Source organism: Cellulomonas pakistanensis, assembly GCF_016862755.1.
GTDB lineage: Bacteria > Actinomycetota > Actinomycetes > Actinomycetales > Cellulomonadaceae > Cellulomonas > Cellulomonas pakistanensis.
The window spans coordinates 80328-106942 of the sequence record NZ_BONO01000001.1; the positions used below are offsets into that span (position 1 = coordinate 80328).

Sequence of the window (26615 nt, forward strand, 5' to 3'; positions counted from 1 at the left end):
GCCCACATCCCTCCTGCGGCGGAGACGACCCCGTCCAGCGGTCCGTCCCGAACGGGCGAATCCCCAGGTCAGCGCTTTCCCCGGCTGGCGGGTCCACACGCGCCGGGTCAGGATCGGCGCGGGCCGCACCCGGCCCGTCCCCCCAGGCCACGAGGAGACACCTTGTCCGACGGCGCCCGTCCCGTCCGCCTCGCACCGGGCGCGAGCGCTCCGCCGGACCCGCTCGGCGGCGGACCGCTGCCCGGCACGGTGCCCGACGCCCTGCGCGCCGCGGCGGCGTGGCCGGACGCCCTGCGCCCCGGCGCCGGCTCGACCGCGGCCCTGTGGGAGCACCTCGCCACGCTGGCCGCGCACGACCTCGGGGTGGCGCGCGCCGTCGAGCCGCACCTCGACGCCCGCGCGATCCTCGACCAGTCCGGCACGCCGGACCCGCTCGCGGGCGCGGCCACGTGGGGCGTGTACGCCGCCGAGGGCCCCGGCCCGGCGCTCACCGCCACCCCGGCCGGCGACGACGGCTGGGTCCTCGACGGCACGAAGCCGTGGTGCTCGCTCGCCGGGCAGCTCGACGCGGCGCTCGTCACCGCGCGCGTCACGGGTGACGAGGACCGCCGCGTCCTGGTCGCCGTCGACCTGCGCGCCCCCGAGGTGCAGCCGGTCGACGCCCCGTGGTCCGCCCGCGGGCTGGCCGAGATCCCGAGCACGCCGGTCCGGTTCGACGGCGCGCGCGCGACCCTGGTCGCCGAGGGCTCCTGGTACCTCGACCGCCCGGGGTTCTGGTGGGGCGCGCTCGGCGTCGCGGCCTGCTGGTACGGCGGTGCCGTCGGGATCGCCCGCCGGGTGCACGCCCAGGCCGCGGCCCGCCCCGACGACCGGCTGCTCGCGATGCACCTCGGCGCGCTCGACGAGCGGCTCTCCGCGGCGCGGGCCGCCCTCGCCGACGCCGCCGCGCGGGTCGACGCCTCGGGCGCCGCGACCCGCGCCGGGCTCGACCCGGAGCCCGAGGAGGACCGCGAGGCCGGCCGGTTGCTCGCCAAGCGGGTGCGCGCGACGGTCGCCCGCACGTGCGAGGACGCCCTGCGCATCGCCGGGCACGCCCTCGGCCCGGGACCGCTGACGCAGGAGCCCGAGCACGCCAAACGGGTCGCGGACCTGGAGGTGTACGTGCGGCAGCAGCACGCGGAGCGCGACGACGCGTCTCTGGGCGCCCTGCTCGCGGCGGGGCCGGCGCCGTGGTGATCTTCGACGGCCGCGCCGCCGGCACCCCCTCCGGCGTCTGGCAGGCCTCCGCGCGGCTCGCGGCGCTGCCGGGCCTCGCGCTGCCCGCCGGACGGACCGTCGTGGTCGCGGCGCACCCGGACGACGAAACCCTGGGCGCCGGCGGGCTGCTGCACCGCCTGGCCGCGACGGGCCGTCCCGCGGGCGTCGTCGTGGTCACCGACGGCGCCGGGTCGCACGCGGGGTCGGCCACCCTCGGGCCCGACGACCTGGTCGCCATGCGCGCCCGTGAGGTGGCGGCGGGCGTGGCGGTGCTGTCGCCGGGCTCGGCCGTGACCACCCTCGGCTTCCCGGACGGCGGCACGCGGGAGCACCGGGACGCGGTGGCCGCGGCCCTGCGCGCGGCGGTCGGCGACGAGCCGCTCGCGGTCCTGGTCGCCCCCTGGCGCGGCGACGGGCACCGGGACCACCGCGTCGTCGGCGAGGTGTGCGCGGAGCTCGCCGCCGAGCGCGGCGCCCAGCTCCTGGAGTACCCGGTGTGGCTCTGGCACTGGGCGACCCCCGAGCACGCGGACGTCCCGTGGGACCACCTGCGCGCCCTGCCGCTCGACGACCGGGACCTCACCGCCAAGCGCCGCGCTCTCGCGCAGCACGTCACGCAGACGCAGCCGTGGTCGCCGGCGCCCGAGGACGCCGCGCCGCTGCACCCGGAGTTCCTCAAGAACTTCGACCGGGACGTCGAGCCGTTCGTCGTCCCGGAGGAGGTGCCGCCGGGCCTCGCACCGGAGTACTTCGAGGCCAAGTACGCGCGGCGCGACGACCCGTGGCGGCTGGCCACCCGCTGGTACGAGGAGCGCAAGCGCGCGCTCACGCTCGCCGCGCTGCCCGCCGCGCGGTACGGCTCGGTGCTCGAGGTCGGCTGCTCCGTCGGCACGCTCACGGCGGCGCTGGCCCGGCGGGCCGACCGCGTGCTCGCCACCGACGTCGTCGCCGCGGCGGTCGAGCAGGCGCGGCAGCGGGTCGCCGACCAGCCGCACGTGCAGGTCCGGCAGCACGACGCCCGCACCGGCGTGCCGGCGGGCCCGTACGACCTGGTGGTGCTGTCCGAGGTCGCGTACTACCTGACCCGCCCCGAGCTGCTGGAGCTGGTCGAGCGCCTCCGCGCGGAGCTCGCGCCCGGGGGGGCGGTGCTGGCCTGCCACTGGCGGCACCCGGTGCCCGAGCACGCCCAGACGGGCGACGACGTGCAGGCGACGCTCGACCGCGCCCTGGACCTGACGCGGGTCGCCACCTACCGCGACGCCGACGTGGCGCTGGACGTGTGGAGCGCGGACCCGTCGTCCGTGGCGCAGCGCGAGGGCCTGGTGCCGTGACCGCCCGCCGGCCGATCGAGCGGGTCCTGGTCGTCGTGCCCGTGCACGACGAGGAGGAGCTGCTCGCCGGCTGCCTGACGTCGGTGGGCGTCGCGGCGGCCGCCGCGGGCGTGCCGGTGGACGTCCTCGTGGCGCTCGACGACTGCCGGGACGGCTCGGCCGCGGTCGCGCGCGCGGCCGGCGTGCGGACCGTCGCGGTGCGCGCCGGCGCGGTCGGTGCGGCCCGGGCCGCGGGGATCACCGCCGGCCTCGCCCGCCACGCCGACGACCCGCGCGCCCTGTGGCTCGCCTGCACCGACGCGGACACCGTGGTCCCGGCGCACTGGCTGCGCGGGCACCGGGCGCTCGCCGACGGCGGAGCCGACGTCGTGGTCGGGACCGTGCGCCCGGACCCCCGCGACCTGACGCCGCGGCAGCTCGCCGCCTGGCGCGCGACCCGGGTGCCCGGGCGGCCCAACGGGCACGTGCACGGCGCCAACCTGGGCGTCCGCGCCGACGCCTACCTGCGCGCGGGCGGGTTCGCAGGGCTGGTCGAGCACGAGGACGTCGACCTCGTGGCGCGGCTGCGCGCGGACCCCGCCGTCGTCGTCCGCGCGTCCGACGAGGTCGACGTCGTCACCTCCGGCCGCCTGGTCGGCCGCACGCCCGGCGGCTACGCCGGCTACCTCCGCGAGGCCTTCCCGGCGTGACCGCGCCGTGCCGTCACCCCTCGCTCGGCGCGCCCGGCACCGGCTGCCCGTCGATCACGAGCTGACCCGCGCGCGCCTTCGCCTCGGCGGGGTCGACCCGCCACAGCTCCGCGAGCCGCTCCGCGTCGGCGTAGCCGAACCCCGCGTCGAAGAACGCCGTGTACGGGTCCGGTGCGGAGCCGTCGCCCGGGCCGGCCTCGCCCGGCGCGACCGGCACGGTGCCGCCGTCGAGCAGGAGCTGCCCGGCGCGCGCCTTCGCCGTCGTCGCGTCGGTCTGCCAGAGGTCCTCGAGCGCCGCGACGTCGTCCGTCGTGTAGCCGGCGTCCCAGAACGTCTCGTACTGGTCCCGGGTGTAGCCGGCGGGCATGGCCGACCAGTCGACGCCGACGGCGCGGGCGGCCCCCTCGACCGCGACGGCGAAGCCGGAGTACGGGTTCGCCGCGGCCGCGGCACCGGCTCCGACGACCGCGAGGGTCGACGTGACGACGCCGGCGGCGGCGATCCGGCCGACCCGGGACGCGGGCAGCGCCCGGACCACGGCACGGGGCCGGTCCTCGGCGGCGGAGGCGGCGACGCATGCGGCGATCCGGTCGGCGGCGGCGGAGGTCGCGGCGGGCGCGGGCTCGCGGGAGCGGAGGGCCGCGGTGACGCGGGCGGCGAGGTCGTCGTCCGGCGCGGCGGCGCGCTCGGCGGACGGCCCGGCGGCGGGCCCGGTGGTGGGCCCGGTGGGACGGTGCTCGGTCATGACGGCTCCGAGGTGGTGGGGTCGGTGCGCCGCAGGGCGACCAGGGCGCGGGAGGCGTGGGAGCGGACGGTGGCGGCGGAGGTGCCCAGGACGGTCGCGATCTCCGCGTCCGGCAGCCCCTCGTAGTAGCGCAGCACCAGGACGGTGCGCTGCCGGGGCGGCAGGTCGGCGAGGCGGCGCCACATGGCGTCCTCCTCGGCGAGCCCGTGCGCGTGGTCGCCGGCGCGCTCCGCGTGCGCGGCGAGCACCTCGTCCGCGGCCGGGCGGATGGTGCGGACGTGCCAGCGCCGCCGCCAGGACAGGTGCTCGTTGGTCACCATGCGGCGCAGGTACAGGTCGGGCCGGTCGACGAGCGCGATCCGGTGCCAGCGCACGTGCGCGCGCAGCAGCACCTCCTGCACCAGGTCGGCGGCGGTGTGCTGGTCGCCGACCAGGACGGTCGCGTACCGGAGCAGCCCGGGCAGGTGGGCGCGGACCAGCTCGTCGAGCGACGCGGCAGGGCCGTCCCCGTCGACCGCACGGGTCGGCAACGGCACGACCCGCGGCGTCGGGACGCTCTCGGGACCGGTCACCGGGAGGAACGCCGTCACGAGGCGCCCCCGGCGAGCGCGGCGAGCGCCCCGGCGGGGTCGCCCGCGGCGTCGGCGCCCGGCGCCGGCAGCGGCCGGTCGTCGAGGCACCGGAGCAGCAGCCGCTCGACGAGCGCCGCGCGCCCGAGCACCTCCGCCGCGTCGAGCGACCCCGGCAGGATCCGCACCTCGACCGTGTCCCGGAGCGGACGCGCCGCGACCAGCTGCGTGAGGTTCACGTCGGCGTACTTGGTGAGGCCGGCCCCCCGGGCAGCGGCGGCCAGGTCCGGCCACGGCAGGCCGGCGTCGCGGTCGACGAGCGCCACGAGATCGGCCGGCAGCGGCGCCAGGCGGCGACAGGCGGGGTTGGTCCCGAGCGCGGCCCACAGCGGCTCCCGCCAGCGCCCGAACAGCCGGACCAGGTTGGCGAACGCGGCCGTCCGCCGGAACGGCGCGCCGTCGACGTGCAGGTGCACCGCGGCCTCGGCGGGCACGGTGAACCCGAGCGCGCGGGCCGGGGCGAGCAGGGCGTCGAGGGCCGCGCCGTGGTCCCGCGCGAGCGGCGGGGTGACGACCTCGCACGGGCGCTCCCGGCCGCCCGGCAGCGGCATCGCCACGGCCACCGTCGCCCCGGTCGGGTCGTTCACGCGCGCGGAGGCGCCGAGCAGCTCGACCCGGGTGCCGAACAGCGCGGCGACCGGCTCCAGCACGTCCGGCAGGGCCGCGTCGGGGTCGACGTGCCGCTCGACCAGCCGCAGCAGCCGGGCGTCGTCGCACAGCACCCGGTACCAGCCCCGGTGCCCGGGCGGCGTGCGCGGCGCCGCCGCCACGTCGGACTCGATCGTGATGTCGTCGACCAGCCGGGCGACGGGTGCGCCGTCGCGTCCCACGACCTCGAACGCCGGGGACAGGTGCCGGAACACCCCGACGCCCGGCACCGCCGACGGCTCGCTGTCCGTGTGGAACGACCGGCGCACCGACCCCCCGCAGCGGTCAGCGAGGTCGTCCGCGAGCACCCGCCGGTCGGAGCCGGTGGGCGCGAGCAGCTCGATCTCGAACCCGGTGCGCAGGGTCAGCGTGGCGATGGTCGTCTCCTGGGCCGTCCGCGGTGCCGGGGTCACGTCAGGCGCCCGCCGGGGCCCCGGACGGCGCGACGGGCACAGTCTGCCCGTCGAGGAGCAGCTGGCCGGCCCGCGCCTTGGTCTCCACGACGTCGGTGCTCCAGAGCTCGGCCAGCTCCGCCAGGTCCTCGCCGGTGTACCCGGCGGCGAACACGGCGTCGATCGCCGCGACCGTCTCGGCCGACGGCTCCTCGTACTGGTGGGTGCCGGGGGCGAACGGCAGCGCCGCCCCGTCGAGGACGGCCCGGCCGGCGCGTGCCTTGGCCTCCATCTCGTCCACGGACCACAGCTCCTGCAGCGCGGCCAGGTCCTCGAGCGTGTAGCCCGAGGTCCAGAACGCCCGGTACTGCTCCTCGGTGTAGTCCGCGGGCATCTCGCTGAAGTCGCTGCCCTCGGTCGTCGCCTCGTACTCCGCGACCAGGTCGGGGCGCGGCTCGACGGTGAAGGCGTTGGTGGCGGCGGCCAGGCCGGCGCCGGCGAGGCACAGGCCGGACGCGGCGACGCCGATGGTCACGAGGCGGATCGTCCGCGGTCGGGTGGGGCGGGTGCTGCTGGTCACGAGGACCTCCAGGTGGGTGGGACGTGCGTGCCCCCTGAAGACGCGCCCCGGGCCCCGGATGTGGAGTCGCGGGCGGGGTGAGTTCAGGCGCCGCGGTCCAGCGCGGCCAGCCAGCGCCGCAGCAGCTCCTCCAGCGCCTCGGCGTCGGCCTCCGGCCCGAGCAGGTCCAGCAGCCGGCGCTCGTTCGCCATGTGGTCGGTGAACGCCGCGTCGATCACCTCGCGGCCCCGGGGCGTCAGCGCGACGACCCGCCCGCGGCCGTCCTCCGCGCTCGGCCGCCGGGTGACCAGTCCCGCGGCCACCAGCCGGTCGACCCGCTTGGTCATCGCCCCGGTCGTCACCATCGTGTGCGCCGCGAGGTCGCCCGGCGCCCGCTCGAACGGCTCCCCCGCCCGGCGCAGCGCCGCGAGCACGTCGAACTCGCCCTCGCCGAGCCCGTGGGCGCGGTAGACCTCGCTGATCTCCGCGGCCAGCGCCAGGGCGAGGCGGTGCAGCCGGCCGATGACGCCCTGCGGCCGCACGTCGACGTCGGGCCGCGCGCGGGCCCACTCCTGCTGGATGCGGTCGACGTGGTCCGGAGTCATGCCGGGATCATATCTTCCGCGGAAGGTATAGTCCCTTCCGTGGAAGACACCCGCCGGTGGCTGCCGGTCGCCGCGATCGCCCCGGTCCTGTGGGGCAGCACCTACTACGTCACCCGCCACGCCCTGCCCGCGGACAGCCCGCTGTGGGGCGGGGTGCTGCGCGCGCTCCCGGCGGGCCTCGTGCTGCTGGCGCTGGCGCGGCGGCTGCCGCGCGGGTCGTGGTGGTGGCGGTCGGCCGTGCTGGGCACGCTCACCACCGGCGCGTTCTTCGCCCTCGTGTACGTCGCGGCGCAGGCGCTGCCCAGCAGCATCGCGTCCACGGTGATGGCGGTCGGGCCCGTCGCGATGATGCTCGCCGCATGGGTGCTGCTCGGGCAGCGGCCCCGCGTGCGCGCGGTGGTCGGCGGCGTGCTGGGCGTCGCCGGGGTGGCGATCATGCTGCTCGGCGGCGGCGAGGGCGCCGGGCTCGACCCGCGCGGGATCCTGGCGTCGGTGGCCGCGATGCTCATGTCGTCCGTCGGCTACGTCCTGGCGAACCGGTGGCAGGGCGAGGTCGAGGTCCTCCCGCTCACGGCCTGGCAGCTGGTCGCGGGCGCGCTCGTGCTGCTGCCGGTGGCCGTCGCGGTCGAGGGCGCGCCGCCCGCGGTGGACGGCACCGCGCTGCTCGGGTTCGCCTACGTGTCGCTGGTCGCGACGGCGGTGGCGAACGTGGCGTGGTTCGCGGCGCTGCGGCACCTCGGGCCGTCGACCGTCGGGCTGGTCGGGCTGCTCAACCCGGTCACCGGGGTGCTGCTCGGGACGGTGCTCGCGGCCGAGGTGCTGACGTGGCGGCAGGCGGCGGGCATCGCGGTGGTGCTGGGCGCGATGGCGCTGGGGGCCACGCGCGCGGGTCGCCGGCCCGGGCTCGCCGCGGGATCGAACGATCCGGTCGACATCGAACGCTAGGAGCGTCGACCTCGGTCGGAGCCCTCGATCACGCGGCCCGCCCGGGGCCCGGCGGAGCGCCGGGCGCGTCAGCCGACCTCGATCCCCACCGCCCGCGAGCAGCGCTCGACCTCGTCCGCGGTCAGCGTCAGGTCCGCCGCGGCGGCGGAGTCCGTGATCGACGCCGGCCGGCGCGCGCCGGGGATCGCGACGAGCGCGTCGCTCAGCGCGAGCTCCCACGCGAGCACCGCCTGCTGCGGGCTGACCCCGTGGGCGTCGCCGACCTCGCGGAACACCGAGAACCGGTCCCCCACGCTCCGCCCGCCGCCGCCGGTGCCGCCGAGCGGGCTCCAGGGCAGGAACGCGATGCCGTGCTGCTCGCAGTAGCGCAGCTCGTCGTAGCTGCCGGGGTGCCGCGGCGAGAACTCGTTCTGGACGCTGACCAGCCCGCCCTCGCCCAGCACCTGCTGCGCGATCTCGATCTCCTCGACGCTCGCGTTGGAGATGCCGATCTCGCGGATCTTGCCCTCGCGCTTCAGCGTCGCGAGGTTCTCCATGACCTCGCCGTACACGAGCCACCGGTCGGGTCGGTGGTACTGGTAGAGGTCGATCGCCTCGACCTGGAGCTCGCGCAGCGACTTCTCGACCGCGGAGCGCAGGTACTCGAGCGAGCCGTCGCGGCCCCACTGCTCGCCCTCGCTGCGGGTGATGCCGCCCTTCGTGGTGATGAGCAGCCCGTCGGTGTCGCCGCCCCAGGTGCGGACGGCCTCGGCGACGATCCGCTCGTTGTGCCCCATCTGGTCCCAGGACGGCGCGTAGATGTCGGCGGTGTCGATCAGCGTGACGCCGGCGTCGAGCGCGGCGTGCACCGTCGCGATCGCCTCGTCGTGCTCGGGGTAGACCTTGTCGTTGTTCATCGACATCGGCATCGCGCCGAGGCCGATCGCGGAGACGGTGTACGGGCCGATGGTGCGCTGCTGCACGGGTGCTCCTCACGCGGGTGGCGGTTCCCCGCGGCGGGCTGCGGCGGGGCCGGGTCCAGCATCGCGCCGCGGGCGGCAGCGGGCCATCGGGCGGCCGCGGCTGTCAGATTCCTGCCGCGGTGCCAGGATCCTGACACCCGCGCCGCCTCACCCCACGCGGAACCGCGCCACCAGGTCGTCCATCAGCCCGTCGAGCCGCGCGTCCACCGTCCGGCGTGCCGGGTCCGCGTCGTGCCAGTCGACGATCTCCCGCGCCCCCTGCTCGAACGGGATCGTCGCCGCGAAGTCCGGGACGAGCCGGCGGAGCTTGGTGGTGTCGAAGACCATCGAGTGCGCCTTGTCGCCGAGCAGCCCCGCACCCCACTCCGGGTCGGCCGCCGCGATCGCGTCCGACGGCACGTGCACGATCCGCGGCTCGACGCCGAGGGCGGCCGCGAGCGCCCGCACGACCTGGTCCCAGGTCAGGACGTCGTCCGAGGTGATGTGGAACGCCTCGCCCACCGTGCGCGGGTGGCCGAGCAGCGGGACGAGGCCGCGGGCGAAGTCCTCGTGGTGCGTGAGCGTCCACAGCGAGGTGCCGTCGCCGTGCACGACGACCTCGCGACCCCGGCGCATCCGCTCCATCGCCGTCCAGCCGCCGTCGAGCGGGACGAGCGTGCGGTCGTAGGTGTGCGACGGGCGGATGACCGTGGCCGGGAAGCCGCGGTCCCGGTACGCCCGCACGAGCAGGTCCTCGCAGGCGATCTTGTCCCGGGAGTACTGCCAGAACGGGTTGCGCAGGGGCGTCGACTCGGTGACCGGCAGCCGCTCGGGCGGGGTCTGGTAGGCCGACGCCGACGAGATGAACACGTACTGCCCGGTGCGACCGGCGAACAGGTCGACGTCCGTCTGCACGTGCTCCGGGGTGAACGCCACCCAGTCGACGACGGCGTCGAACTCCCGGTCCCCGAGCGCCGCGCGGACGGACGCCGGGTCGCGGACGTCGGCCTGGACGAGCTCCGCGCCCCCCGGGACAGGCCGGGTGGCGCTCGACCCGCGGTTCAGGACCGTGACGTCGAGCCCCCGCTCGACCGCGAGCCGGGTGACGGCCGAGCTGATGACGCCGGTGCCGCCGATGACGAGGAGCTTCAGTGCTGCCATGCCGCGCACGCTAGCCCGGGGCGCGGCGAGCCGCGCGTCGCCCATGACCGTGCGGGCTGGTTCGACTTCGCAGCACCTACGATGTCGGGATGACCACCGACGCCGCCCCGTCCCTGGACCCCGTCGAGCTCGGCGCGTACTTCGCCCTGATCGAGGTGAGCAGCCTGCTGCGGCACACCGTCGAGCAGCAGCTGCAGGAGGTCGGCGGCCTCAGCTACGTGCAGTTCCAGCTGCTCGCGACGCTCGGCGACGCCCCGGACGGCAGCCGGCGGATGACCGACCTCGCCGACGGCGTCGTCTACAGCCGCAGCGGGCTGACCTACCAGGCGGGGCTGCTCGAGAAGGCGGGGTACGTCACCCGCGCCCCCTCCCCCGACGACGAGCGCGGGGTCACCGTGACGCTCACGGACGCGGGGCGCGACGTGCTCGCCCGGGTGTTCCCCGGGCACATCGGCGTGGTGCGCGACCTCCTCGTCGACCCGCTGGACCGGGCGGACGTCGAGTCGCTCGCGCGCGTCCTCGGCACCGTCCGGGACCACCTCCGGGCGAACCCGCCACGGTCGGCGGCGCCGCGGCGGAAGGCGCGCGGCCGGGCCTAGCCGACCTCGGCCGCCCCGCCGGCACCCGCGTCGACCCGGCGCTCGCCCGCCGGGTGCGCGGCGAGCAGGTGCGCCGGCCGGACGGGCCGCCGCTCCAGGCCGCCGCCGCAGTTGGGGCACGCCCCACCCGCGAACCCGGCGGCGCAGTCGGCGCACCACGTGCACTCGAAGCTGCAGATCAGCGCGTCGGTCGCGTCCGGCGGCAGGGCCCGGTCGCAGCTCTCGCAGGTGGGGCGGATCTCCAGCACGTCAGGCCTCCGGGGTCGTCGGTCCGGCCGCGGGCCGGCCGCGCGGCCACCCTGGCGGGCGCAGGCGCCGGGACGGAAGACCCGCGCGGCACGGTGGCGGGGATCCGGCGGTCGACGCCTGGATGTGCCCGGGACCGCCGGCACCCGGCTCCGCGATGGTTTCCACATGGTCGGGATCGGCGGTAGCCTGCCGACGGCGCCTTACCTAGTGATCGGTAGGTAGCAGGACGCCCCGGCCTGACGACGACGTGGGAGTGCTCGATGAGGATCACCAGCTGGACCAGCACCACCGAGACCGAGCGCTGGCGCGACCTCGGCGCCGTGGAGCCCGGCGCGGTCGACCGGATCCCGGACGTGTTCGTCCGGCTCGACGACGAGCGGCAGGAGATCGAGGGCTTCGGCGCGACGTTCAACGAGCTGGGCTGGACCTCGCTGGCGCACCTCACGGCGGACCAGCGCGCCGAGATCTTCCGCGAGCTGTACGCCCCGGGGGTCGGGGGGAGCTTCACGATCGGCCGGATGCCGATCGCCGCGAACGACTTCGCCCGCGACTACTACTCCTACGCGGACGTGCCGGGCGACTTCGACCTCGAGCACTTCAGCATCGCGAACGACCACGAGACCCTCGTGCCCTACATCCGGTCCGCCCTGGAGCACCAGGGCGCGCTGCGCCTGTGGGCTTCGCCGTGGGTCCCGCCCCAGTGGATGAAGACGAACGGCCACTACGCGTCCGCGCAGCCGTGGATCAACGGCGTCGAGAACGGCCTGCGGGCGGACCAGGTCCAGGCCGAGGGCTCCGACTCGTTCATCCAGGACGAGCGCCACCTCGCGACGTACGCGGCGTACTTCGGCAAGTTCGTCGACGCGTACCGCGAGCTCGGCATCGAGGTCGGCATGGTCATGCCGCAGAACGAGTTCAACTCGGCCCAGCCGTACCCGAGCTGCACCTGGACCCCGGCCGGCCTCGCGGCCTTCCTGCGACACCTCGGCCCGCAGATGCGCGAGCGCGGCGTCGAGGTCTTCCTCGGCACCGTCGAGCGGCCGGACGAGGCGCTGGTCGACGCGGTGCTCGCCGACCCGGCCGCCGCCGAGGCCGTGTCGGGCATCGGCGTGCAGTGGCACGGCAAGTCGATCGTCCCGTTCCTGCGGAAGGACCACCCGGAGCTGCGGGTCTACCAGACCGAGCAGGAGTGCGGCGACGGCAGGAACGACTGGCGGTACGCCCGGTACGCGTGGCGTCTGATGCGCGACTTCCTCAACGACGGCGCCAGCGCGTACCAGTACTGGAACCTGTCGCTCGAGCGCGGGGGCGTCAGCCGCTGGGGCTGGTCGCAGAACTCGCTGGTCGTGGTCGACCCCGAGGCCGGCACGTTCGAGTACACCCACGAGTACCACGTGCTCAAGCACGTCAGCCACTTCGTGCGACCGGGCGCCCGGCTGGTGCCGACGCTCAGCTACGCCGGGTACGAGAACCAGCTGGCGTTCCGGAACCCGGACGGCTCGCTCGTCGTCGTCATGCAGAACGACACCTCGGAGAAGATGCCGGTGTCGATCCTGGTCGGCGACCAGGTCGTCACGCCGGTGCTGCCGGCCGACTCGCTGAGCACGTTCGTCATCGAGGTCTGACGCCGCCCGGTGCCCGGCGCGCCGCCCGCGCTCCCGGCGCGCCGCCCGCGCGCCGAGACCCACTGATCCGCACGAGACCCACCGTCCCGCGCGTCGGTCTCGACCGGATCAGTGGGTCTCGGCGACGGCGGCAGCCCGCGACGACGCGAGCGCGTCGAGCGCGCGGTCGACGTCGGCGCGGTCGTTCCACACGTGGAACGCCAGCCGCACCCGGCCGGCGCGCCCGGCGACGCGGCACCCGGCGCGCGCCAGCGCCGCACGCCGCCCGCCGTCGGGGTCGGGCAGCGTGACGATCGCGCTCCGCGTCGGGCCGGGCAGCCCGAGCCCGGTCCGCAGCGCGTCCGCCAGCCCGAGCGCGTGCCGCTCGACCGCCCCGGCGTCGGCCGCCGCGAACAGCCCGACCGACTCGGCCGCGCCCAGCCAGGCCTGCCACGCCGGCGACACGTCGAACCGCCGCGCGTCGGCCGCCAGCCACATCTCCGGCCCGTAGCAGGACGCCCACGGGTCGTCGCCCGCGTACCACCCGGCGTGCACCGGCCGCAGCAGGTCCTGGGCATCGGCGCGGACGGTCAGGAAGCCGGTGCCGCGCGGCGCGCACAGCCACTTGTACGCGGCCGTGACCGTCACGTCGTACCGGCCCGCGTCGACCCGCAGCCACCCGGCCGCCTGGGTCAGGTCGCAGAGCGTCCGGGCCCCGGCGGCCGCGGCGGCGGTCGCCACGGCCTCGCCGTCGAGGACGTGCCCGGTCGCCGACTGCGCGAGCGAGAACGCCACCCAGTCGGTCCCGGGGCGGATCGCCGACGCCAGGTCGTCCGCCGGGACGTGCCACACCCGGAGGCGGTCGCCCTGCGCCAGGAACGGGAACACCACCGAGGAGAAGTCGCCCTCCACGCACAGCACCTCCGCGCCGTCGGGCAGCGAGGCGGCGACCGTCCCGGCCATCGCGGACACCTGCGCGCCGATCGCCACCCGCGACGCGTCCACCCCGACGAGCGAGGCGAACCCGGCCCGGGACCGTCGCACGGCGTCCTCGTAGCGGGCCACGTCCAGGCCGCCGCCGCCCCAGCGGTCGAGGTCGTCGCGGAGCACCGCCAGCATCCGCGTCGGGGCCACGCCCGCGGTGGCGGCGTCGAGGTGCCCGGGGCCCGGGCGGAACTGGTCGCGGAGCGCGTCGAAGGTCAGCACCTCTTCAGCCTCGGGTCGCGCCGGCATACGATCAACGGGCACTTCTGGTCCGACGCATGCGCGCTGCTTATGCTCGCGACCATGAGCCCCCGACCGCTCGACGCCGCGGCCCTCCGGCTGGTGCGCGCCGTCCACGAGACCGGCAGCGTCACCGCCGCCGCGCGCGAGCTCGGCCTGACCCAGCCCGCGGCGAGCCAGCAGCTGCGCGGCATCGAACGCGCCGTCGGCACGGCGGTCGTCGTCCGCGCCGGGCGCGGGGTCCGGTTGACCGAGGCGGGCCTCGTGCTGGCGCGCAACGCCGTGGCGGTGCAGTCGGCGCTCGACGCGACCCTGGAGGAGGTGGCCGCCGTGGCGAGCCTCCGGGCGGGCCGCGTGCGGATCGCGGCGTTCCCGTCCGCCGCGGCGACGCTGCTGCCGGCGGCGCTGGCCGCGCTGCGGGTGCGGCACCCGGGGCTCGTGCCGACGTTCGCCGAGGCCGAGCCGCCGGAGGCGCTCGCCGAGGTCGACGCCGGGCGGGTCGACCTCGCCATCGTGTTCCGCGACGCCGCGCCGGGCGACCCCGACGGCGACGGGCCGCGGCGGCTGCGGGTGCCGCTGCTCGAGGACGAGGTGGTCGTCGTCCTGCCGGGCGCCGACGGCCGGGCGGACGGGCCCGTCGACCTCGGCGGGCTCGCGGACCGGCCGTGGATCGCGGGCTGCCCGCAGTGCCGTGAGCAGCTCGTCGGGACCTGCGCCCGGGCGGGGTTCGCACCGCGGGTCGACTTCGCGACCGACGACTACGTCGCCGCGCTCGGCCTGGTGCGCGCCGGGCTGGGCGTCGCCGCGCTGCCGGGTCTGGCGCTCGCGGCGGTGCCGCACCCCGGGGTGACCGCGCACCCGACGCGGCCCGGCGCGACGCGGCTGGTCGAGGCGGTGACCGGGCCGAGCACCGCCCGCGTGCCGGCCGTGTCGGCCGCGCTCGACGCGCTGCGCGCCGCGGCGGAGCGGCTGTCGGCCGCGCACGTCCGGTCGGTCCCGCGCGCGGGGCGGGCAGCGCGCGACGCGGCTGCGGGCAGGTAGCCGCCCGCCCGCAGCCGCGGCGAGCCGGTCAGTCGAGGACGGCGGTCGCCTCGACCTCGACGCGCACGTGCGGCTCGAACAGGATCTGCACGCCGATCAGCGACGCCGGCGGGAGCGACTCGGCGATCCCCAGCTCGGCGCGCACGCGGTCCACCCCGGCCAGGAACTCCGGGAGCTGGTGCGACCCCTCCCACTCGGTGACGTAGAAGGTCAGGCGGACGACGTCGGCGAACGTAGCCCCGGCGCCGGCGAGCCCGCGGCCGACGTTGCGGAGCGCCTCGGCCACCTGGTCGGCGAGGTCGCCGGGCGCCTCGGGCGAGCCGGCGCCGATCTGGCCGGCCACGTGCACCTGGCGCGTGCCGCGACTGACGGCGACGTGGCGGTAGGGCACCTCGGTGCCGAGTCCGACGGGGTCGAGCAGCTGGACGGCCATGGGGTTCCTCCGGGGTCGAACGGGTGGTTGCTCGTGGATACCTGGTGCGCGCAGGGCACTTCAACGAGACTAGGTGTCGTGCAGGCAACCACCCCGGCCCCGACGACCCCGCTGCGCGTCGGCATGACGCACCGCGAGCTCCTCGACCAGGTGCTCGACACCTGGTCGCTCCTGGTTCTCGAGGAGCTCTGCGAGCGCCCCTCGCGGTTCAACGAGCTGCGGCGCGCCATCCCGGCGGTCACCGCCAAGTCGCTCACCGCCACGCTGCGCCGGCTGGAGCGCAACGGGATCGTCGAGCGGGTGGTGACGGGCACGCGGCCGGTCGCGGTCGAGTACCGCATCACGCCGCTCGGGAAGACGCTGCGCGAGCCGGTCGACGCACTGCTCGCGAGGACGACGGCCAACATGGCCGCGGTCGAGGCGGCGCGGGACGCGTTCGACCGGCTCGACGACGTCTGACTCCGGCGCGCGGGAGCACCGCGCCCCGTCCATGCTGTCCGGCATGACAACAGGTCAGGTCGTGGCCGTCGTGTGGGGTTCCTTCGCCGTCGTGTTCGGCGTCTTCTTCGTCCTGCAGCGCGAGCGCATCTCCCGGGCGGCCCGCGAGGTGCGGGCACGGCGCGGCGGGCGCGTCGGTCCCCGTACCCAGTCCCCCGGTCTCATGGCCGCGGGCGGGGCGTTCCTCGTCGTCGCGGGTGCGGGTGTGCTGGTCGCGGGGCTGACGGGCACGCTCGCCTGAGCAGCACGCCCGTGCGAGCGTCGCCGCTTGTAGGTCCTCCCTAGCCACTGCGGTGCTCATCCGCGCAGCCAGCGAGAACCTCGTCGTTCCATGAAGCGTTGCGGCGGGCGTTCCACGCTTCCGCTGCGGTTTGTGTCCGAACTACGGCCCCGGTCGGTGGCGTCGAGGCGCCAGCCAGCGGAGCCCGCCTTGAGACGATCACGCCAAGTACAACCGGTCGGCGACGCAGCCCCTTGCGACCGGACCACCGCCCTGCGGTCACGGGTCGGGACGACTTCGCACCGCGTGGGAGATACGCGGGCACGTCCGGGCGCACCCCATCCTGTACAAAGACGGGTCCGGCCTTGACGCCGGGCGCGGCGCCTCGTCGGTCGCGGCTGGCAAATCAGCGTGCCACCCGCCATCCTGAACGCGTGGAAGATCGTGCCCGGGTGGATCGAGCTTTCGTAGACCGCCATCTCGCGGTCATCGCATCCGCCGCGGTAGTGCTCTTCGCTGGACTAAGGGTGTTTTTTGTTTCCGGATTCGATGCACCCGCAGCACTGACGATCCTCTCGGTTGCCGACCGCACAACAATCCTTTTCTCGACGGTCCTGTATGTTTTCGGATCGCTCGGCCCGCTGCTACTCGTCTCCTCGAGGACTCGCCGGTGGATGCTCGCCGGGAACACGAGCGGCGCGGACGTGTGGACGCAACTTCGAACCGCGACCGTGTGGGGGATCGTATCCGTCGCGCTGTTTTCGGTAATCACGCTCGGTGCGGTCATCGGATTGTGCGCAGGACTGGTGTTGGCGTCCACGATCAAAAATATCGGTGGCGCCGAGGCGCACGAATTCCTGGAAGTAGAAGGCGAGGCCCTCGACCGCCCCCCAGATGGATGCAAGAGGTCCCCTGGCTCTGGGCGACGTTCACTGGATTTCTGCTCCTGCTCGCCGTGTCTTCGCCATGGCAAGGACTTGAACGTATCTCATCTCAAGGGCACGAGCCCCTAGTCGGCCGCGTTATGGGCGAGCAGACCGGTTTTGTCCTCGTCTTGGACCAGAAACGCGATCTGCATTGGCTAGAAGCCGAGAGCATCACCGAGCGTTCGGTGTGCTCGCGCCCGCTCGGGCAATGGATTGAGTGGTCCGTCTCGGCCTATGCCGCCTCGCGCAAGGCGGGAGCCGACTGCGAAACCTCCGGGTGACCGCGCCCGACGGATGAGAGTTATGGCTGCACCGCAGCGGCTCGCGGAGCTGGAACGGGAGAACCGCGATCTGCAGCGGGCCGACGGAACGGTGGCTGCGGCCCGTGTGGGAGGTCAGCGCGGGGGCGCAGCGTCCCTCTGTCGACCAGGGTGATCCGCGGGAGGGCACCGGGGTCGTCCATGTCTTCCAGGCCGAGGCCCCGGAGGATGTGCGCGACCGAGAGGTGGGCCGCCATCTCGACGTCCACCCGAACCGTCGACAGCGCTGGGGTGGTGAGCGTTCGAGCGGGGTGTCACCCATCCCGATGATGCCGAGGTCGTCCGGAACGCGACGTCCGACGTCGGCCGCTGCGCTCAGGAGCGCGGTCGCCACCTCGTCGTCGTAGCAGGCGATCCCGACGTGCGTCTCGGGGAGAGACCTCAGGCACGCGCTCGCCTCGCCTCGGTCGATGCCGAGCCGGAGCGTCTCGAGTCGGGGCAGCCCGCAGGCGCCGGCGACGTCGTCGAGGCCCCGTCGTCGGGCGGACCCGAACACGTCCTGGCGAGCGTCGTCGAGCAGGGCGTACGCCAGTCGCCGGTACCCGCGGTCCGCGAGGGTCTCCGCCTGGAATCGCCCGAGCTCGTGATCGGGTTCCAGCCACCCCCCGGCTGTGCTCGGGTCGAGCGACAGGACTCCTCGCGCGGCCAGCTGGTCGTGCTCGCGCGCGCTCAAGGCGACGAAGGACACCACCGCGCGAGGCCGCACGGTGTCGAGCACACGTTCCAGCTCACGAGGATCGGCTGACGTCACGCGGAGCATCAGGGTCAGGCCGCGAACGGCGAGCTCGTGAGTCGCCAGCTCGTAGAGCCGGTGCAGGTCGTGGAGCAGCCGAGCCTGCGGGACCAATGCGATGACGATGTCACTCGACCCGTTCGCGAGCGTGCGTCCCGCGATCGACGGCGCGTACCCGAGTTCCTCGGCGACACGCGAGACCCGGTCGCGGGTGCGGGCTGCGAACCGCGAGCCCTTGCCATTGAGGATCTGACTGACCGTCGCTCGCGACACGCCAGCCGCCCTAGCGACGTCGTCGCTGGTCGCGACCATCGGGGGTCCTCCTGTGGTCGGCGGAGGCCACGCCGCTCGCGCCATCAGACGGCGGCGCTGTCGCTCCTGCGTCGGCCCGTTCCGGTGGCTCATCATGGCCGGTGCAACCCCGCGTGAAGCGCAGGCTCGCCCAGAGGGCCTGGTACGACGAAGCGGGACCGGCCGCGGCGTGTCCCGCGACCAGCCCCGCTCCAGGTGCGGCCTCTCCGGTCTGCTACGCGTCGAGCGATGCCCCGTTGGTCCGGGCGACGTCGCCGAGCCAGGCCAGGCTTGGCTTCGGGGTCCGGATGAAGGTCTGGCGATCAACGGCGATCAGACCGAACGTCGGCTCCCAGTGGCCCCACTCGTAGTTGTCGAGCAGCGCCCAGTGCAGGTACCCCCGCACGTCCACGCCGTCCTCCATCGCAGCGGCCAGACCGGAGAGCGCCTCGGTCGTGAAGGCGATGCGGCGGGCGTCGTCGGCGGTGGCGATGCCGTTCTCGGTGACCAGGACCGGCACCTGCGCGACCTCTCGGGCGTGCCGCACCGCGAGCTCGAGCGCGTCAGGACGATAGGCGGCACCCGTCATGGTGTTGTCGGGGTGCGGCGGGTGCGCGACGACCCCGTTCTCGTCGACGGCCTGCGAGGAGTACGACTGCACGCCGACGAAGTCGTCGTCACGCGACGCCTCCAAGTAGAGGTCCTCCCAGAGGTAGCGCACCTCGGTGAGCTTGTCCTCGTTGCCCGGCGTGGCGGTGAACGCCTGGCAGGCGATGGCCCACCCGACCTTGGCGCCGGTGCGGTCTCGCAGCTCGCCGCTGACCGCGCGGTGCATCTCGACGAGCCGGTACCCGATCTCCAGGTCCGGGTCCGGAAGCTTGGCGACGCGCCCGGTGTCGGGCTGGTCCTCCATGGTCGGGCTCTGCCAGTCACCCAGCTCGCCGGACTGCGCCATCTGGTACGCCTTGAGCATCATCGCGAGCATGTTCGGCTCGTTGATCGTGACGATCCACTCAACGCCGCTAAGGATCGGGATAACGGCCCGGACGTAAGCGGTCCAGCGGTCCATCGCGGTCTCGCCGGTCCACCCGCCCTCGTCGGTGAACCACGCCGGAACGGTGAAGTGGTTCAGGGTGATCACGGGGGTCAGGCCGAGTTCGAGGGCGGTGTCGATCATGCGCCGGTAGTGCGCCAGCTGGGCGTTGGAGAAGAGCCCCGGCCGCGGCTCGATGCGCGCCCACTCGACCCCGAAGCGGTAGGTGTCGAGACCGGCGTCCGCGAGGAGCTGCATGTCCTCGCGGAAGCGGTGGTAGCTGTCCAGAGCGTCCCCGCTGGCCTCCATGCCGGGCATCGTGCTCTCGTTCCGCCACCAGTCGCTGGCGACGTTGTTGCCTTCGATCTGGTGCGGGGCGGAGGACGCGCCCCACAGGAAGGTCGAGGGGAACTGGGTCACGGTCTCTCCTTGTTCGAGGTTCGGGTCGAGAAGGCGGCGATCAGGGCGGTGGGGGCCTCGGCGGCAGCGGGCGGACCGGCCCACGACGCCGCGCCCGCAGTGCTCTCACCGCTCGGGGTCGCGTCTGTCGATAGACACGAGATAGAGCACGTCCATCAGTCGGGCGTGGGCGAGGAGCTGCTCCGCCCTGCGAGCCCCGTCCGCCGAGACGTCAGCGAGTTGATCCCGCGCCGTCTCGGCCGTGGCCACCCATGCCAGGACGTGCGTCCGGGCGTCGCGGAGCTGGACGGTCCAGGGATCGTCGACCACGGCGTGGTAGTTCTTCCGTCGCTCAGGTCCGGCGACGGCGTGCACGTAGCCGATGGACATCAGGTTCCGCACAGCGGCCGACACGCCGCCGGCGCTGGCTCGCAGCGCTTCCTTCAGCTCGTCCGAGGACACGGCGGAGCGCCCGCAGAACAGCAGGTACCCCAGGACTCGACCCACCTGACGAGGGCGGCCGTGCTGTGCCCAGAGACTCCCGATCTGGTCCACGAGCCGGATCACCGTCGGATCGGTTCCGCCCGGGGGTCCGATCGGATGGTTCCGTTGGCCAGGTGGCATCGCGTCCCCTCGTCCTTCGAGCCAGTACGACCTCTCCTGCGGAGCGCGGGGCCCAGCACTGTCGGTGGCTCGGGGACGCCGCGGTCGACTGCATGCTGCAGTCGACCGCGGTCATCACGCCGTGGCTGACGCGTGCCGGGGAGGTCAGCCGTTGGCCGAGCCGGCGCTGATCACCGTCTCCGCGTTCATCGGACCGGCGTCGACCGAGACGGCGATCTGCCCGATCCCGGTCGCGCGCACGATGACGAGCGCACGTCCGTCGAAGGTCCGGCACGTCGCGTCGGTGAACGGGTGCTCGGGGTCCGGCCTGCCGCTCACCACCCCGACGAGCTCTCCAGGCCCCGAGATGGACGCGGTGACGGCGCGGTCACCGTTCGTCACCGTCCGCCCGTCCTCGTCGACCAGCTTCAGCTCGACGAAGGCGACCCCGTCGACCTTGAGCGACGTCGTCTCGGGCGCGAGGGCGATGGCCCGGGCCTCCCCAGACGTCAGCAACGTCGTACGTGACTGCTCGGCACCCTCGACCAAAGCGACGGCGATGAGCTCTCCGGGCTCATACGCCAGGTCGAACTCCGCGATGCATGCCTTGCTGGCGCCGACCGGTGCGCGGCCGAGCTTGCGCCCGTTGAGGATCAGCTCGACCTCCTCGGCGTCGCTGTACACGTCGACGCGGATAGGAGTTCCGGCGTTCACGTCCCAGCTCCAGCTCGCGATCGCGTCCGGCCAGGCCCAACCGCTGGAGCTGGGCGTGCGGCCGTACGTCGCCGGACGGTGGACGGCGACGTACGGCTCGTGGCGGAGCCCGAAGACCGTCTCGCGGTAGAAGGAGATCGCGCGTCGCCACCCCGTCATGTCCAGGTCTCCCACCCAGGCGCTGATCCAGGGATACGGCGCTTCGAACTGCTGGTCCTCCTCGCCGAGGTAGCGCGGGCGGCCGACGCCGACCTCTCCCAGGTAGTCCCACCCCGCCCACGTGAAGTCACCGAGCACGTGCGGGTTGGCCTCGACCAGCGGCCACAGCACATCGATGTGACCGGGGAACGTCTCGGTGCCAACCACGAGCCGGTGCGGGAAGAGCTCGCGGTCGACGGCGTATCGCGCCTCGCCGTAGTTGACCCCGGCGACGTCCAGCGCGGCGAAAGCCTCCTCGGTCTTGGCCGTGACCAGCTCGGACGCGCTGATCTGGTTCATCATGTCGCCGGCGCTGCCCATGGCGTCGTTCACGCCGCCCGACTCCCCGGCGGACGTCGCCTGCGACATCATGCCCATGACGTCGGTGAGCGCCGCGACGAACCCGTTGACACCGTTCGTCACGAGACGGGTGCTGTCATGCCGCCGCACCTCGTCCGCCAGCCGGCGGCTCCACACCGCCCCGCCGGGGTTGCCCGTCTCGGGGATCTCGTTCCCGATGGAGTAGAAGATCACGCTCGGGTGGTTGCGGTCCTTGAGCACCATGGACTCGATGTCTCGCGCCCACCACTCCGGGAAGTCGAGGGAGTAGTCGAACGAAGACTTGCCGACGGTCCACACGTCGAAGGACTCGTCCATGACAAGCATCCCGAGCCGGTCGCAGGCGTCGAGGGCGGCGATGCTGAGCGGGGTGTGCGCGGCTCGGATGGCGTTGAACCCGGCGTCCTTGAGCAGCCGTACACGGCGCTCTTCGGCCTCGGGCACCGACGCACCGCCCAGCGCGCCGTTGTCGTGGTGAACGCACGCTCCCCGGAGCTTGACCGTGTGACCGTTGATGCGCAGACCGTGCTGCGGGTCGAGCCGGATCGTCCTGATGCCCAGCGGCACCGTGACCGAGTCCAGGGCCACCCCGTCGTCGACGAGCTGGACCTCGACGGAGTACAGATACGGGTCGTCGACCGACCACAAACGCGGCGCGGGGAGGTACAGCCGCTGCCTGGCGACGGCCTCCTCGCCAGACGGCACCGTCACAGGGCTCTCCTGGCTCGTGACGACCACACCGTCTGCGTCCCGGACCTCTGTGCGGACGCGCACCGTGCCACGATGCCGGCGCTCGTTGACCACGGCGGCCGCCACCTCGAGCACAGCCCGCTCCTCGTCGACGTCGGGATGCGTGACGTGGACGCCGTACGGCACCAGGTGCAGCGGGTCGGTGTCGTGCAGCAGCACGTCCCGCAGCAGACCGACGCCGGTGTACCAGCGCGAGTCCTCGTGCCCCCGCACCTCGACACGGACGGTGTTGTCCTGACCGAACCGCAGGTGGTCGTGCAGCGGGATGTGGAAGATCGAGTAGCCGTACGGTCGGTGACCCGCGAACTCGTCGTTCACGTAGACCACGGCGTCGCGGTACGCGCCCTGGAACTCGAGCCAGACCGCCCGGTCCCGCATCTCCTTGTGCACGGGGAACGACTTGATGTACTCGAACGTGGCGGTCGGCGGGAAGTACGCGGTCTTGCCGGAGTGACCTTCCCCCCGCTCCTGGGTGATCAGCGCGTCGTGCGGGACGGTCACCCGCGTCTCGGACGACGGCGCCTGCCCGATCTGCTCGAAGATGCTCGTCTTGGGACGGACGGTCCAGCCCGAGTTGAAGGACGTCGTGGTCATCGCAGAGTGCTCCAAGGAATCGTGCGCGCCGTGGCCGGCGCGCGGGTAACAGGTCGCGTCAGCCGTCGACCGCGGCGGCCGAGGTGCGGCCGGCCCGGACCGGCAGGATGAGGAGGGCGCCGACGACGGCCAGCGCCGCGGCCACGAGGTACACCCAGGCGTAGTCACCCGCGGCGAGCAGCACGACGAGCGAGGCGAAGAAGGGGCCGACGCCCTGCGCCAGCTGGTTGGCGAGGTTGAAGATGCCGATGAATCGCCCGTTCTGGCCCTCCTCCTTGGGCAGCGTGTTCAGGCCGATGGCCTGGTCGATCGCCCCGAAGATGCCGACGCCGAACACCGTCACGACCGAGCCGATGAAGTACTGCGGGATGGACTGCAGCGTCGCGGTGATGACGAGACCGACCGCCATCAGCAGCCCGGCTCCGACGATGAACGGCTTCCGCGTGCCGAGCCGGTCGGACAGCGCGCCGCTGCCCATGGCGCCGGCGACGGCCGCGACGATGCCGAGCATGCCGGAGGTGGAGACCAGAGCGGCGACGGTCGAGGTGTCCAGGTCCAGGCGGTCGCGCAGGAGGTACACGTTGTAGATCGACATGACGGAGAGCGCCAGGAAGATCAGGCACCGGCTGATCCACACCCACGCGAAGTCCGGGTGCCGACGGGGGTTGAACCAGTACCCCTGCAGCAGCGCCTTCCAGTTGAGGCGGCTCGTCGCCCGCTCCGCGGGGGTGTCCTTCATGACGACGACGAAGACCAGGCCGAGGACGAACGCGAACACGGCGGGGACCACGAACATCGGCACGGCGTTGGCACTGAACGCGCCCGCGATCGCGACGCCGAGGATCGGGGCGATCTGCGTGACCGAACCGGTGAAGCCCGCGACCCGACCCTGCTGCTCGTCCGGGACCCGGTCACCCAGGTGCGTGACGAACATGCCGCCGGTGGTCGTGTAGCCGATGAACGCCACGACCCATCCCGCCACGAGCACCGGGATGCTCCCTGCCAGACCCACGACGGCCGCTCCGACGAGGCCGAGCAGGAGCCCGGCCAGCATCCAGGTGCGCCGCTTGCCGAGGCGCAGGGTGGTCCGGTCGCTCAGCACACCGACGACGGGACCGGAGACCAGGGCCAGCAGAGAGGGCAGACCGACTGCCAGGGCCACAGCGGTGTTCTTCCCGGCCGGGTCGAGCTGTTCGACCCTGACCGCGAGCGAGAACGCGGTGGGAGCGATCCATGCCACGTAGAGCGCGAAGTACGACAGCACCAGGACCGCGAGGTAACCGGGCTTCAGCGGGGTCATGGGCGGCCGCGCACGGTCGTGCCCGGCGTTCTCGCTCACGAGCTCAGCAGCGGAAGCCTGCTCGGCCGCGGGCATGCCCGGCGCAACCGAGGGCGCGGGGGCGTCTGAGGTGGACATGAAGCAACTCCGTCGTTGAGGGCTCGGACACCTGCGTCCGTTAGCACGTGATAACGGAGTATGCACACGTGATAACGCGGTGGCAAGTGACCTACGCGCTGCGCGCTCGTGGCACGATCAGCGAGTGACGGCATTGACGAGGCGACCCGCGACAGCCGCAGACGTCGCGGCGAGAGCCGGCGTCTCGCGCGCGACGGTGAGCCACATCCTGAACGGACGGCAGGAGAACTTCTTGCCGGAGACGCGTACCCGCGTCCTGCAGGCAGCGGAAGACCTCGACTACCGCCCCTCTCCGGCCGGCCGCAACCTCGTGCGCGGCCGAGGAGACACGATCGTGCTCCTCGTGCCCCGGTCGACCATCGGCCAGAACCAGCAGAGGGCGATGGAGCGGCTGACGGGGTACGCGACGGCCATCGGTGCCAACGCCGTGCTCCGCTTCGCGGACAGCGACCCGGACAGCACCGCCACCGCCGTGCTGCGCCTCCGCCCGTTGGCCGTCGTCGACCTCGGGGCGCTGACGCCGGCCACGCATGATCGGCTCGAGCGCCAGGGCGTGCCCACCGTGCCCCGCCCGCGCGGCGACGCCGATGACACCGCAGACATCGAGGACGGCATCGCCGAGTTGCAGGTCGCGGAGTCCACCCGTCGAGGTCAACGTCAGGTCGTCTACGCGTCCCTGCTCGACGAGCAGCCCGACCCGTGGAGCCCACGGCGTCTAGCGGCGCTCACGCGGGCGACCGCCCAGCGCGGTCTAGAGCCCCCGGTGGCCGTGGCGGTCCCACCCGAGTCGGATGCCGCCACGCAGACCCTCGCACCGCTTCTGGCAAGCACCCCGCTCGCGGTGTGCGCGTACAACGACGTCGTCGCACTGGCGGTGCTCGCCGCAGCGCGCCGACTCGGCCGAGCGGTCCCCGACGAGCTCTCGATCGTGGGGGTCGACCACACGCCGTACGGCCAACTCGTCGAACCGCGGTTGTCGACGATCAGCATCGACATGAACCAGGTGGTCGACCACGCTGTCGCAGAGCTCGGTGACCTCCGCGGTGCCGGCGCGAGCGCCGTGAACGCAGCGGCGGGACCCATTCTCACCCTGGTACGCGGCGGCACCTCCTAGCTCCGGACAGGCGGCCACCGTCACGGCAACGCCAGTGGTCCAGTGGGTTACCGGCCGAGCTCGCCCTCGACCTCGCGGACCGTGCCGCAGCCTTCCTGGCAAGTGGCACCCGCGTCGAGATCGAAGAAATCACGCACCCTGCAAGCGGGAGAGACCACCGGATGACCGCCTCGAGTTCCTCCAGCACGCCGTCGAGGCGTCGACGCACACCTCGTGGTGCGGCAGGTGACACGGGTCGCTTCGAGGTGGAGGATCGGGCGCTCGTTCTGCGGCACTGCGACTTGGAAGAGCCCGAACGAGGGCCCTGATGGGCGCGTCACCCACGATGGCGTGTCGGTCACCACTGGCAAGCTCTCGCTGTGACCGATGTCAGACCGCTCGTGTGGGCTCCTGCTTTGCCAACCGTGGCTGGCAACCCGTGGGAGCGATGCGGCGGCCGGTGAAGCGCGGCGTTCTTGAGCAGGGTTCGCGCCCAAGGAGTGTGGACGCTGCGGGAGCGCGCGCTTGCTCAGGCAACCGTGTCCGGACTGCGGTCAGGATGCCGGGGCGCCGCGACGTGCTTCGCGTTCACGGCGAGGTCGACGTCGTCGTCGCCCAGGAGCTCGCGCTCGAGCTCGGGGTCGCCGACTGGGAACTCGGCCGCACCCTGGCGAGACCGGGCGTGCGGGAAGTGGACCTCACGCGGGCGACTTTCGTCGACTCCGCGATGGTGGCGGTGCTGGTCGCGATCGCCCCTCACCTGCCCCCGGACGCCTTCGGGTGCGCGGGGCCGGAGGCAGCCCGTTAGCGGTTCTGCAGATGACCGGGGTCGCGCCTCTGTTCGACCTGCAGCCCAGCGACGGCTGACCGGTGCGCGAGCCCACCCCTCGGTGGTCAGATCGAGATGGTGAACCACACGGTGTTGCCGGTCCCGCCGGATCGGCGCCCGTGGCCCCACTCGGTCGCGAGCATCGACACCAGACGCAGCCCTTGCCCACCGGGCGTCTCCGGGTTCGGGTGCCGGACCCGCGGCCGGCCGGCGCTGGTGTCCGAGACCTCGACCCTGACGCAGCCGCTGTCGTACCAGAACCGCACCTCGACCTCGCCGCCGGCACCGTGGACGACCGCGTTGGCGGCGAGCTCGCTCGTCAGCAACTCGATGTCGGGCAGGCTGTCCTCAGGGACCCCCGACTCGCGCGCGCGGTCGCTCGCCCAGTGCCGGGCGATCCAGACCGCACCGCGGGCCGGGGGGACGTGCAGCTCCAGGACCGTCCTCGGCGGGCCGGCCCCGGAACGCTCGCACCACCACTGAGGGCGTGCGCCGTCGAGGTCCTGCAGTAGGACGTGCACCTCGTGTGCGTCGCTGCTCAACGGTGACCCCTAGCGTTGGCGCGCCCTGCGATGCCCGATCCGGACCGAGGCGCGACCGCCGGGA

Annotated in this window: 28 protein-coding genes; 12 read left to right on the forward strand and 16 right to left on the reverse strand. The window is 74.0% G+C overall.

Annotated features, from left to right (window positions below):
• The first annotated feature begins 162 nt into the window (after window positions 1–162).
• From Cpa01nite_RS00410 to Cpa01nite_RS00420, 3 genes are read left to right on the forward strand one after another with little or no spacing between them, the layout of a single operon-like run.
• Window positions 163–1236, forward strand: a complete 1074-nt coding sequence (locus Cpa01nite_RS00410) for an acyl-CoA dehydrogenase family protein (protein WP_239068412.1) — start codon at window positions 163–165, stop codon at window positions 1234–1236.
• Complete coding sequence (locus Cpa01nite_RS00415) at window positions 1230–2588, forward strand: PIG-L family deacetylase (protein WP_203666755.1); 1359 nt, start codon at window positions 1230–1232, stop codon at window positions 2586–2588. The genes Cpa01nite_RS00410 and Cpa01nite_RS00415 overlap by 7 nt, the downstream gene beginning before the upstream one ends.
• Window positions 2585–3277, forward strand: a complete 693-nt coding sequence (locus Cpa01nite_RS00420) for a glycosyltransferase (RefSeq protein WP_239068413.1) — start codon at window positions 2585–2587, stop codon at window positions 3275–3277. Before Cpa01nite_RS00415 ends, Cpa01nite_RS00420 begins: the two co-directional genes overlap by 4 nt.
• A 13-nt stretch (window positions 3278–3290) precedes the next feature.
• Here the strand turns inward: Cpa01nite_RS00420 and Cpa01nite_RS00425 are convergent, their stop codons facing one another.
• The 5 genes from Cpa01nite_RS00425 to Cpa01nite_RS00445 form a co-directional block, all read right to left on the reverse strand.
• Window positions 3291–4022 (reverse strand): hypothetical protein, encoded by a 732-nt coding sequence (locus tag Cpa01nite_RS00425; RefSeq protein ID WP_203666756.1) that lies wholly within the window; start codon window positions 4020–4022, stop codon window positions 3291–3293.
• On the reverse strand, window positions 4019–4594 hold the full coding sequence (locus Cpa01nite_RS00430) for an RNA polymerase sigma factor (RefSeq protein WP_239068414.1): 576 nt from the start codon (window positions 4592–4594) through the stop codon (window positions 4019–4021). Before Cpa01nite_RS00430 ends, Cpa01nite_RS00425 begins: the two co-directional genes overlap by 4 nt.
• A 14-nt stretch (window positions 4595–4608) precedes the next feature.
• A complete protein-coding gene (locus Cpa01nite_RS00435) occupies window positions 4609–5712 on the reverse strand; it encodes an amidoligase family protein (protein ID WP_203666758.1) in 1104 nt (367 codons plus the stop codon).
• Window position 5713: 1 nt separating this feature from the next.
• Window positions 5714–6271, reverse strand: coding sequence for a hypothetical protein (locus Cpa01nite_RS00440; RefSeq protein WP_203666759.1), 558 nt, complete (start codon window positions 6269–6271; stop codon window positions 5714–5716).
• Between the two features lie 83 nt (window positions 6272–6354).
• Window positions 6355–6855: a MarR family winged helix-turn-helix transcriptional regulator gene (locus tag Cpa01nite_RS00445; RefSeq protein WP_203666760.1), complete on the reverse strand. Its 501-nt coding sequence runs from the start codon at window positions 6853–6855 to the stop codon at window positions 6355–6357.
• Window positions 6856–6894: 39 nt separating this feature from the next.
• Between Cpa01nite_RS00445 and Cpa01nite_RS00450 the strand changes: the two genes are divergently transcribed.
• Window positions 6895–7800, forward strand: a complete 906-nt coding sequence (locus Cpa01nite_RS00450; RefSeq protein ID WP_239068415.1) for a DMT family transporter — start codon at window positions 6895–6897, stop codon at window positions 7798–7800.
• Between the two features lie 68 nt (window positions 7801–7868).
• Here Cpa01nite_RS00450 and Cpa01nite_RS00455 read toward each other — a convergent pair whose 3' ends face one another.
• Window positions 7869–8762, reverse strand: a complete 894-nt coding sequence (locus Cpa01nite_RS00455) for an aldo/keto reductase (protein ID WP_203666761.1) — start codon at window positions 8760–8762, stop codon at window positions 7869–7871.
• 147 nt (window positions 8763–8909) lie between these two features.
• Window positions 8910–9902, reverse strand: a complete 993-nt coding sequence (locus Cpa01nite_RS00460) for an SDR family oxidoreductase (protein WP_203666762.1) — start codon at window positions 9900–9902, stop codon at window positions 8910–8912.
• Window positions 9903–9991: 89 nt separating this feature from the next.
• On the opposite strand from Cpa01nite_RS00460, the gene Cpa01nite_RS00465 reads away from it, so the two are divergent.
• Window positions 9992–10501 (forward strand): MarR family winged helix-turn-helix transcriptional regulator, encoded by a 510-nt coding sequence (locus tag Cpa01nite_RS00465; protein ID WP_203666763.1) that lies wholly within the window; start codon window positions 9992–9994, stop codon window positions 10499–10501.
• Here Cpa01nite_RS00465 and Cpa01nite_RS00470 read toward each other — a convergent pair.
• Window positions 10498–10749 carry a DUF1272 domain-containing protein gene (locus tag Cpa01nite_RS00470; protein ID WP_203666764.1) on the reverse strand — a complete coding sequence of 84 codons (252 nt, stop codon included), beginning with the start codon at window positions 10747–10749 and terminating at the stop codon, window positions 10498–10500. The two genes, Cpa01nite_RS00465 and Cpa01nite_RS00470, sit on opposite strands and share 4 nt — an antisense overlap.
• Before the next feature lie 261 nt (window positions 10750–11010).
• Between Cpa01nite_RS00470 and Cpa01nite_RS00475 the strand changes: the two genes are divergently transcribed.
• Window positions 11011–12375: a glycoside hydrolase family 30 protein gene (locus tag Cpa01nite_RS00475; protein WP_203666765.1), complete on the forward strand. Its 1365-nt coding sequence runs from the start codon at window positions 11011–11013 to the stop codon at window positions 12373–12375.
• 108 nt (window positions 12376–12483) lie between these two features.
• Here Cpa01nite_RS00475 and Cpa01nite_RS00480 read toward each other — a convergent pair whose 3' ends face one another.
• Entirely contained in the window at window positions 12484–13560 is a 1077-nt protein-coding gene (locus Cpa01nite_RS00480) for an aminotransferase class V-fold PLP-dependent enzyme (protein WP_239068416.1), read from the reverse strand.
• A gap of 81 nt (window positions 13561–13641) precedes the next feature.
• On the opposite strand from Cpa01nite_RS00480, the gene Cpa01nite_RS00485 reads away from it, so the two are divergent.
• The gene (locus Cpa01nite_RS00485) at window positions 13642–14619 is read left to right on the forward strand and encodes a LysR family transcriptional regulator (RefSeq protein WP_203666767.1); all 978 of its coding nucleotides are present in this window, start codon (window positions 13642–13644) and stop codon (window positions 14617–14619) included.
• A gap of 28 nt (window positions 14620–14647) precedes the next feature.
• Here Cpa01nite_RS00485 and Cpa01nite_RS00490 read toward each other — a convergent pair whose 3' ends face one another.
• A complete protein-coding gene (locus Cpa01nite_RS00490) occupies window positions 14648–15052 on the reverse strand; it encodes a RidA family protein (RefSeq protein WP_203666768.1) in 405 nt (134 codons plus the stop codon).
• 78 nt (window positions 15053–15130) lie between these two features.
• On the opposite strand from Cpa01nite_RS00490, the gene Cpa01nite_RS00495 reads away from it, so the two are divergent.
• From Cpa01nite_RS00495 to Cpa01nite_RS00505, 3 genes are all read left to right on the forward strand, one after another.
• On the forward strand, window positions 15131–15511 hold the full coding sequence (locus Cpa01nite_RS00495) for a winged helix-turn-helix transcriptional regulator (protein ID WP_239068417.1): 381 nt from the start codon (window positions 15131–15133) through the stop codon (window positions 15509–15511).
• 43 nt (window positions 15512–15554) lie between these two features.
• Window positions 15555–15791 carry a hypothetical protein gene (locus tag Cpa01nite_RS00500; RefSeq protein ID WP_203666769.1) on the forward strand — a complete coding sequence of 79 codons (237 nt, stop codon included), beginning with the start codon at window positions 15555–15557 and terminating at the stop codon, window positions 15789–15791.
• A gap of 413 nt (window positions 15792–16204) precedes the next feature.
• Complete coding sequence (locus Cpa01nite_RS00505) at window positions 16205–16783, forward strand: hypothetical protein (RefSeq protein ID WP_203666770.1); 579 nt, start codon at window positions 16205–16207, stop codon at window positions 16781–16783.
• An 84-nt stretch (window positions 16784–16867) separates the two neighbouring features.
• On the opposite strand, the gene Cpa01nite_RS00510 is transcribed toward Cpa01nite_RS00505, so the two are convergent.
• The 5 genes from Cpa01nite_RS00510 to Cpa01nite_RS00530 all read right to left on the reverse strand — a co-directional run bounded on the left by Cpa01nite_RS00510 (window position 16868) and on the right by Cpa01nite_RS00530 (window position 23970).
• The gene (locus Cpa01nite_RS00510) at window positions 16868–18061 is read right to left on the reverse strand and encodes a LacI family DNA-binding transcriptional regulator (protein ID WP_203666771.1); all 1194 of its coding nucleotides are present in this window, start codon (window positions 18059–18061) and stop codon (window positions 16868–16870) included.
• Window positions 18062–18275: 214 nt separating this feature from the next.
• Window positions 18276–19493, reverse strand: coding sequence for a family 1 glycosylhydrolase (locus tag Cpa01nite_RS00515; protein ID WP_203666772.1), 1218 nt, complete (start codon window positions 19491–19493; stop codon window positions 18276–18278).
• Between the two features lie 105 nt (window positions 19494–19598).
• A complete protein-coding gene (locus Cpa01nite_RS00520; protein WP_203666773.1) occupies window positions 19599–20027 on the reverse strand; it encodes a GbsR/MarR family transcriptional regulator in 429 nt (142 codons plus the stop codon).
• Window positions 20028–20240: 213 nt separating this feature from the next.
• Window positions 20241–22670: a glycoside hydrolase family 2 protein gene (locus Cpa01nite_RS00525; RefSeq protein ID WP_203666774.1), complete on the reverse strand. Its 2430-nt coding sequence runs from the start codon at window positions 22668–22670 to the stop codon at window positions 20241–20243.
• A gap of 58 nt (window positions 22671–22728) precedes the next feature.
• Entirely contained in the window at window positions 22729–23970 is a 1242-nt protein-coding gene (locus Cpa01nite_RS00530) for an MFS transporter (protein ID WP_203666775.1), read from the reverse strand.
• Window positions 23971–24211: 241 nt separating this feature from the next.
• On the opposite strand from Cpa01nite_RS00530, the gene Cpa01nite_RS00535 reads away from it, so the two are divergent.
• Both Cpa01nite_RS00535 and Cpa01nite_RS00540 read left to right on the forward strand, forming a co-directional pair.
• Complete coding sequence (locus Cpa01nite_RS00535; RefSeq protein WP_275406177.1) at window positions 24212–25201, forward strand: substrate-binding domain-containing protein; 990 nt, start codon at window positions 24212–24214, stop codon at window positions 25199–25201.
• Between the two features lie 538 nt (window positions 25202–25739).
• Window positions 25740–25988, forward strand: coding sequence for an STAS domain-containing protein (locus Cpa01nite_RS00540; protein ID WP_203666777.1), 249 nt, complete (start codon window positions 25740–25742; stop codon window positions 25986–25988).
• An 86-nt stretch (window positions 25989–26074) separates the two neighbouring features.
• Here Cpa01nite_RS00540 and Cpa01nite_RS00545 read toward each other — a convergent pair whose 3' ends face one another.
• Window positions 26075–26551: an ATP-binding protein gene (locus Cpa01nite_RS00545; protein WP_203666778.1), complete on the reverse strand. Its 477-nt coding sequence runs from the start codon at window positions 26549–26551 to the stop codon at window positions 26075–26077.
• Window positions 26552–26615 lie beyond the last annotated feature (64 nt).

Bases quoted from the DNA above. Each gene is read 5' to 3' on its own strand.
- Cpa01nite_RS00460 (WP_203666762.1), bottom strand. From the start codon at position 9,902: ATGGCAGCACTGAAGCTCCTCGTCATCGGCGGCACCGGCGTCATCAGC.
- Cpa01nite_RS00485 (WP_203666767.1), top strand. From the start codon at position 13,642: ATGAGCCCCCGACCGCTCGACGCCGCGGCCCTCCGGCTGGTGCGCGCC.
- Cpa01nite_RS00525 (WP_203666774.1), bottom strand. From the start codon at position 22,670: ATGACCACGACGTCCTTCAACTCGGGCTGGACCGTCCGTCCCAAGACG.
- Cpa01nite_RS00465 (WP_203666763.1), top strand. From the start codon at position 9,992: ATGACCACCGACGCCGCCCCGTCCCTGGACCCCGTCGAGCTCGGCGCG.
- Cpa01nite_RS00510 (WP_203666771.1), bottom strand. From the start codon at position 18,061: ATGGTCGCGACCAGCGACGACGTCGCTAGGGCGGCTGGCGTGTCGCGA.
- Cpa01nite_RS00445 (WP_203666760.1), bottom strand. From the start codon at position 6,855: ATGACTCCGGACCACGTCGACCGCATCCAGCAGGAGTGGGCCCGCGCG.
- Cpa01nite_RS00530 (WP_203666775.1), bottom strand. From the start codon at position 23,970: ATGACCCCGCTGAAGCCCGGTTACCTCGCGGTCCTGGTGCTGTCGTAC.
- Cpa01nite_RS00475 (WP_203666765.1), top strand. From the start codon at position 11,011: ATGAGGATCACCAGCTGGACCAGCACCACCGAGACCGAGCGCTGGCGC.
- Cpa01nite_RS00490 (WP_203666768.1), bottom strand. From the start codon at position 15,052: ATGGCCGTCCAGCTGCTCGACCCCGTCGGACTCGGCACCGAGGTGCCC.
- Cpa01nite_RS00425 (WP_203666756.1), bottom strand. From the start codon at position 4,022: ATGACCGAGCACCGTCCCACCGGGCCCACCACCGGGCCCGCCGCCGGG.
- Cpa01nite_RS00500 (WP_203666769.1), top strand. From the start codon at position 15,555: ATGACAACAGGTCAGGTCGTGGCCGTCGTGTGGGGTTCCTTCGCCGTC.
- Cpa01nite_RS00540 (WP_203666777.1), top strand. From the start codon at position 25,740: ATGCCGGGGCGCCGCGACGTGCTTCGCGTTCACGGCGAGGTCGACGTC.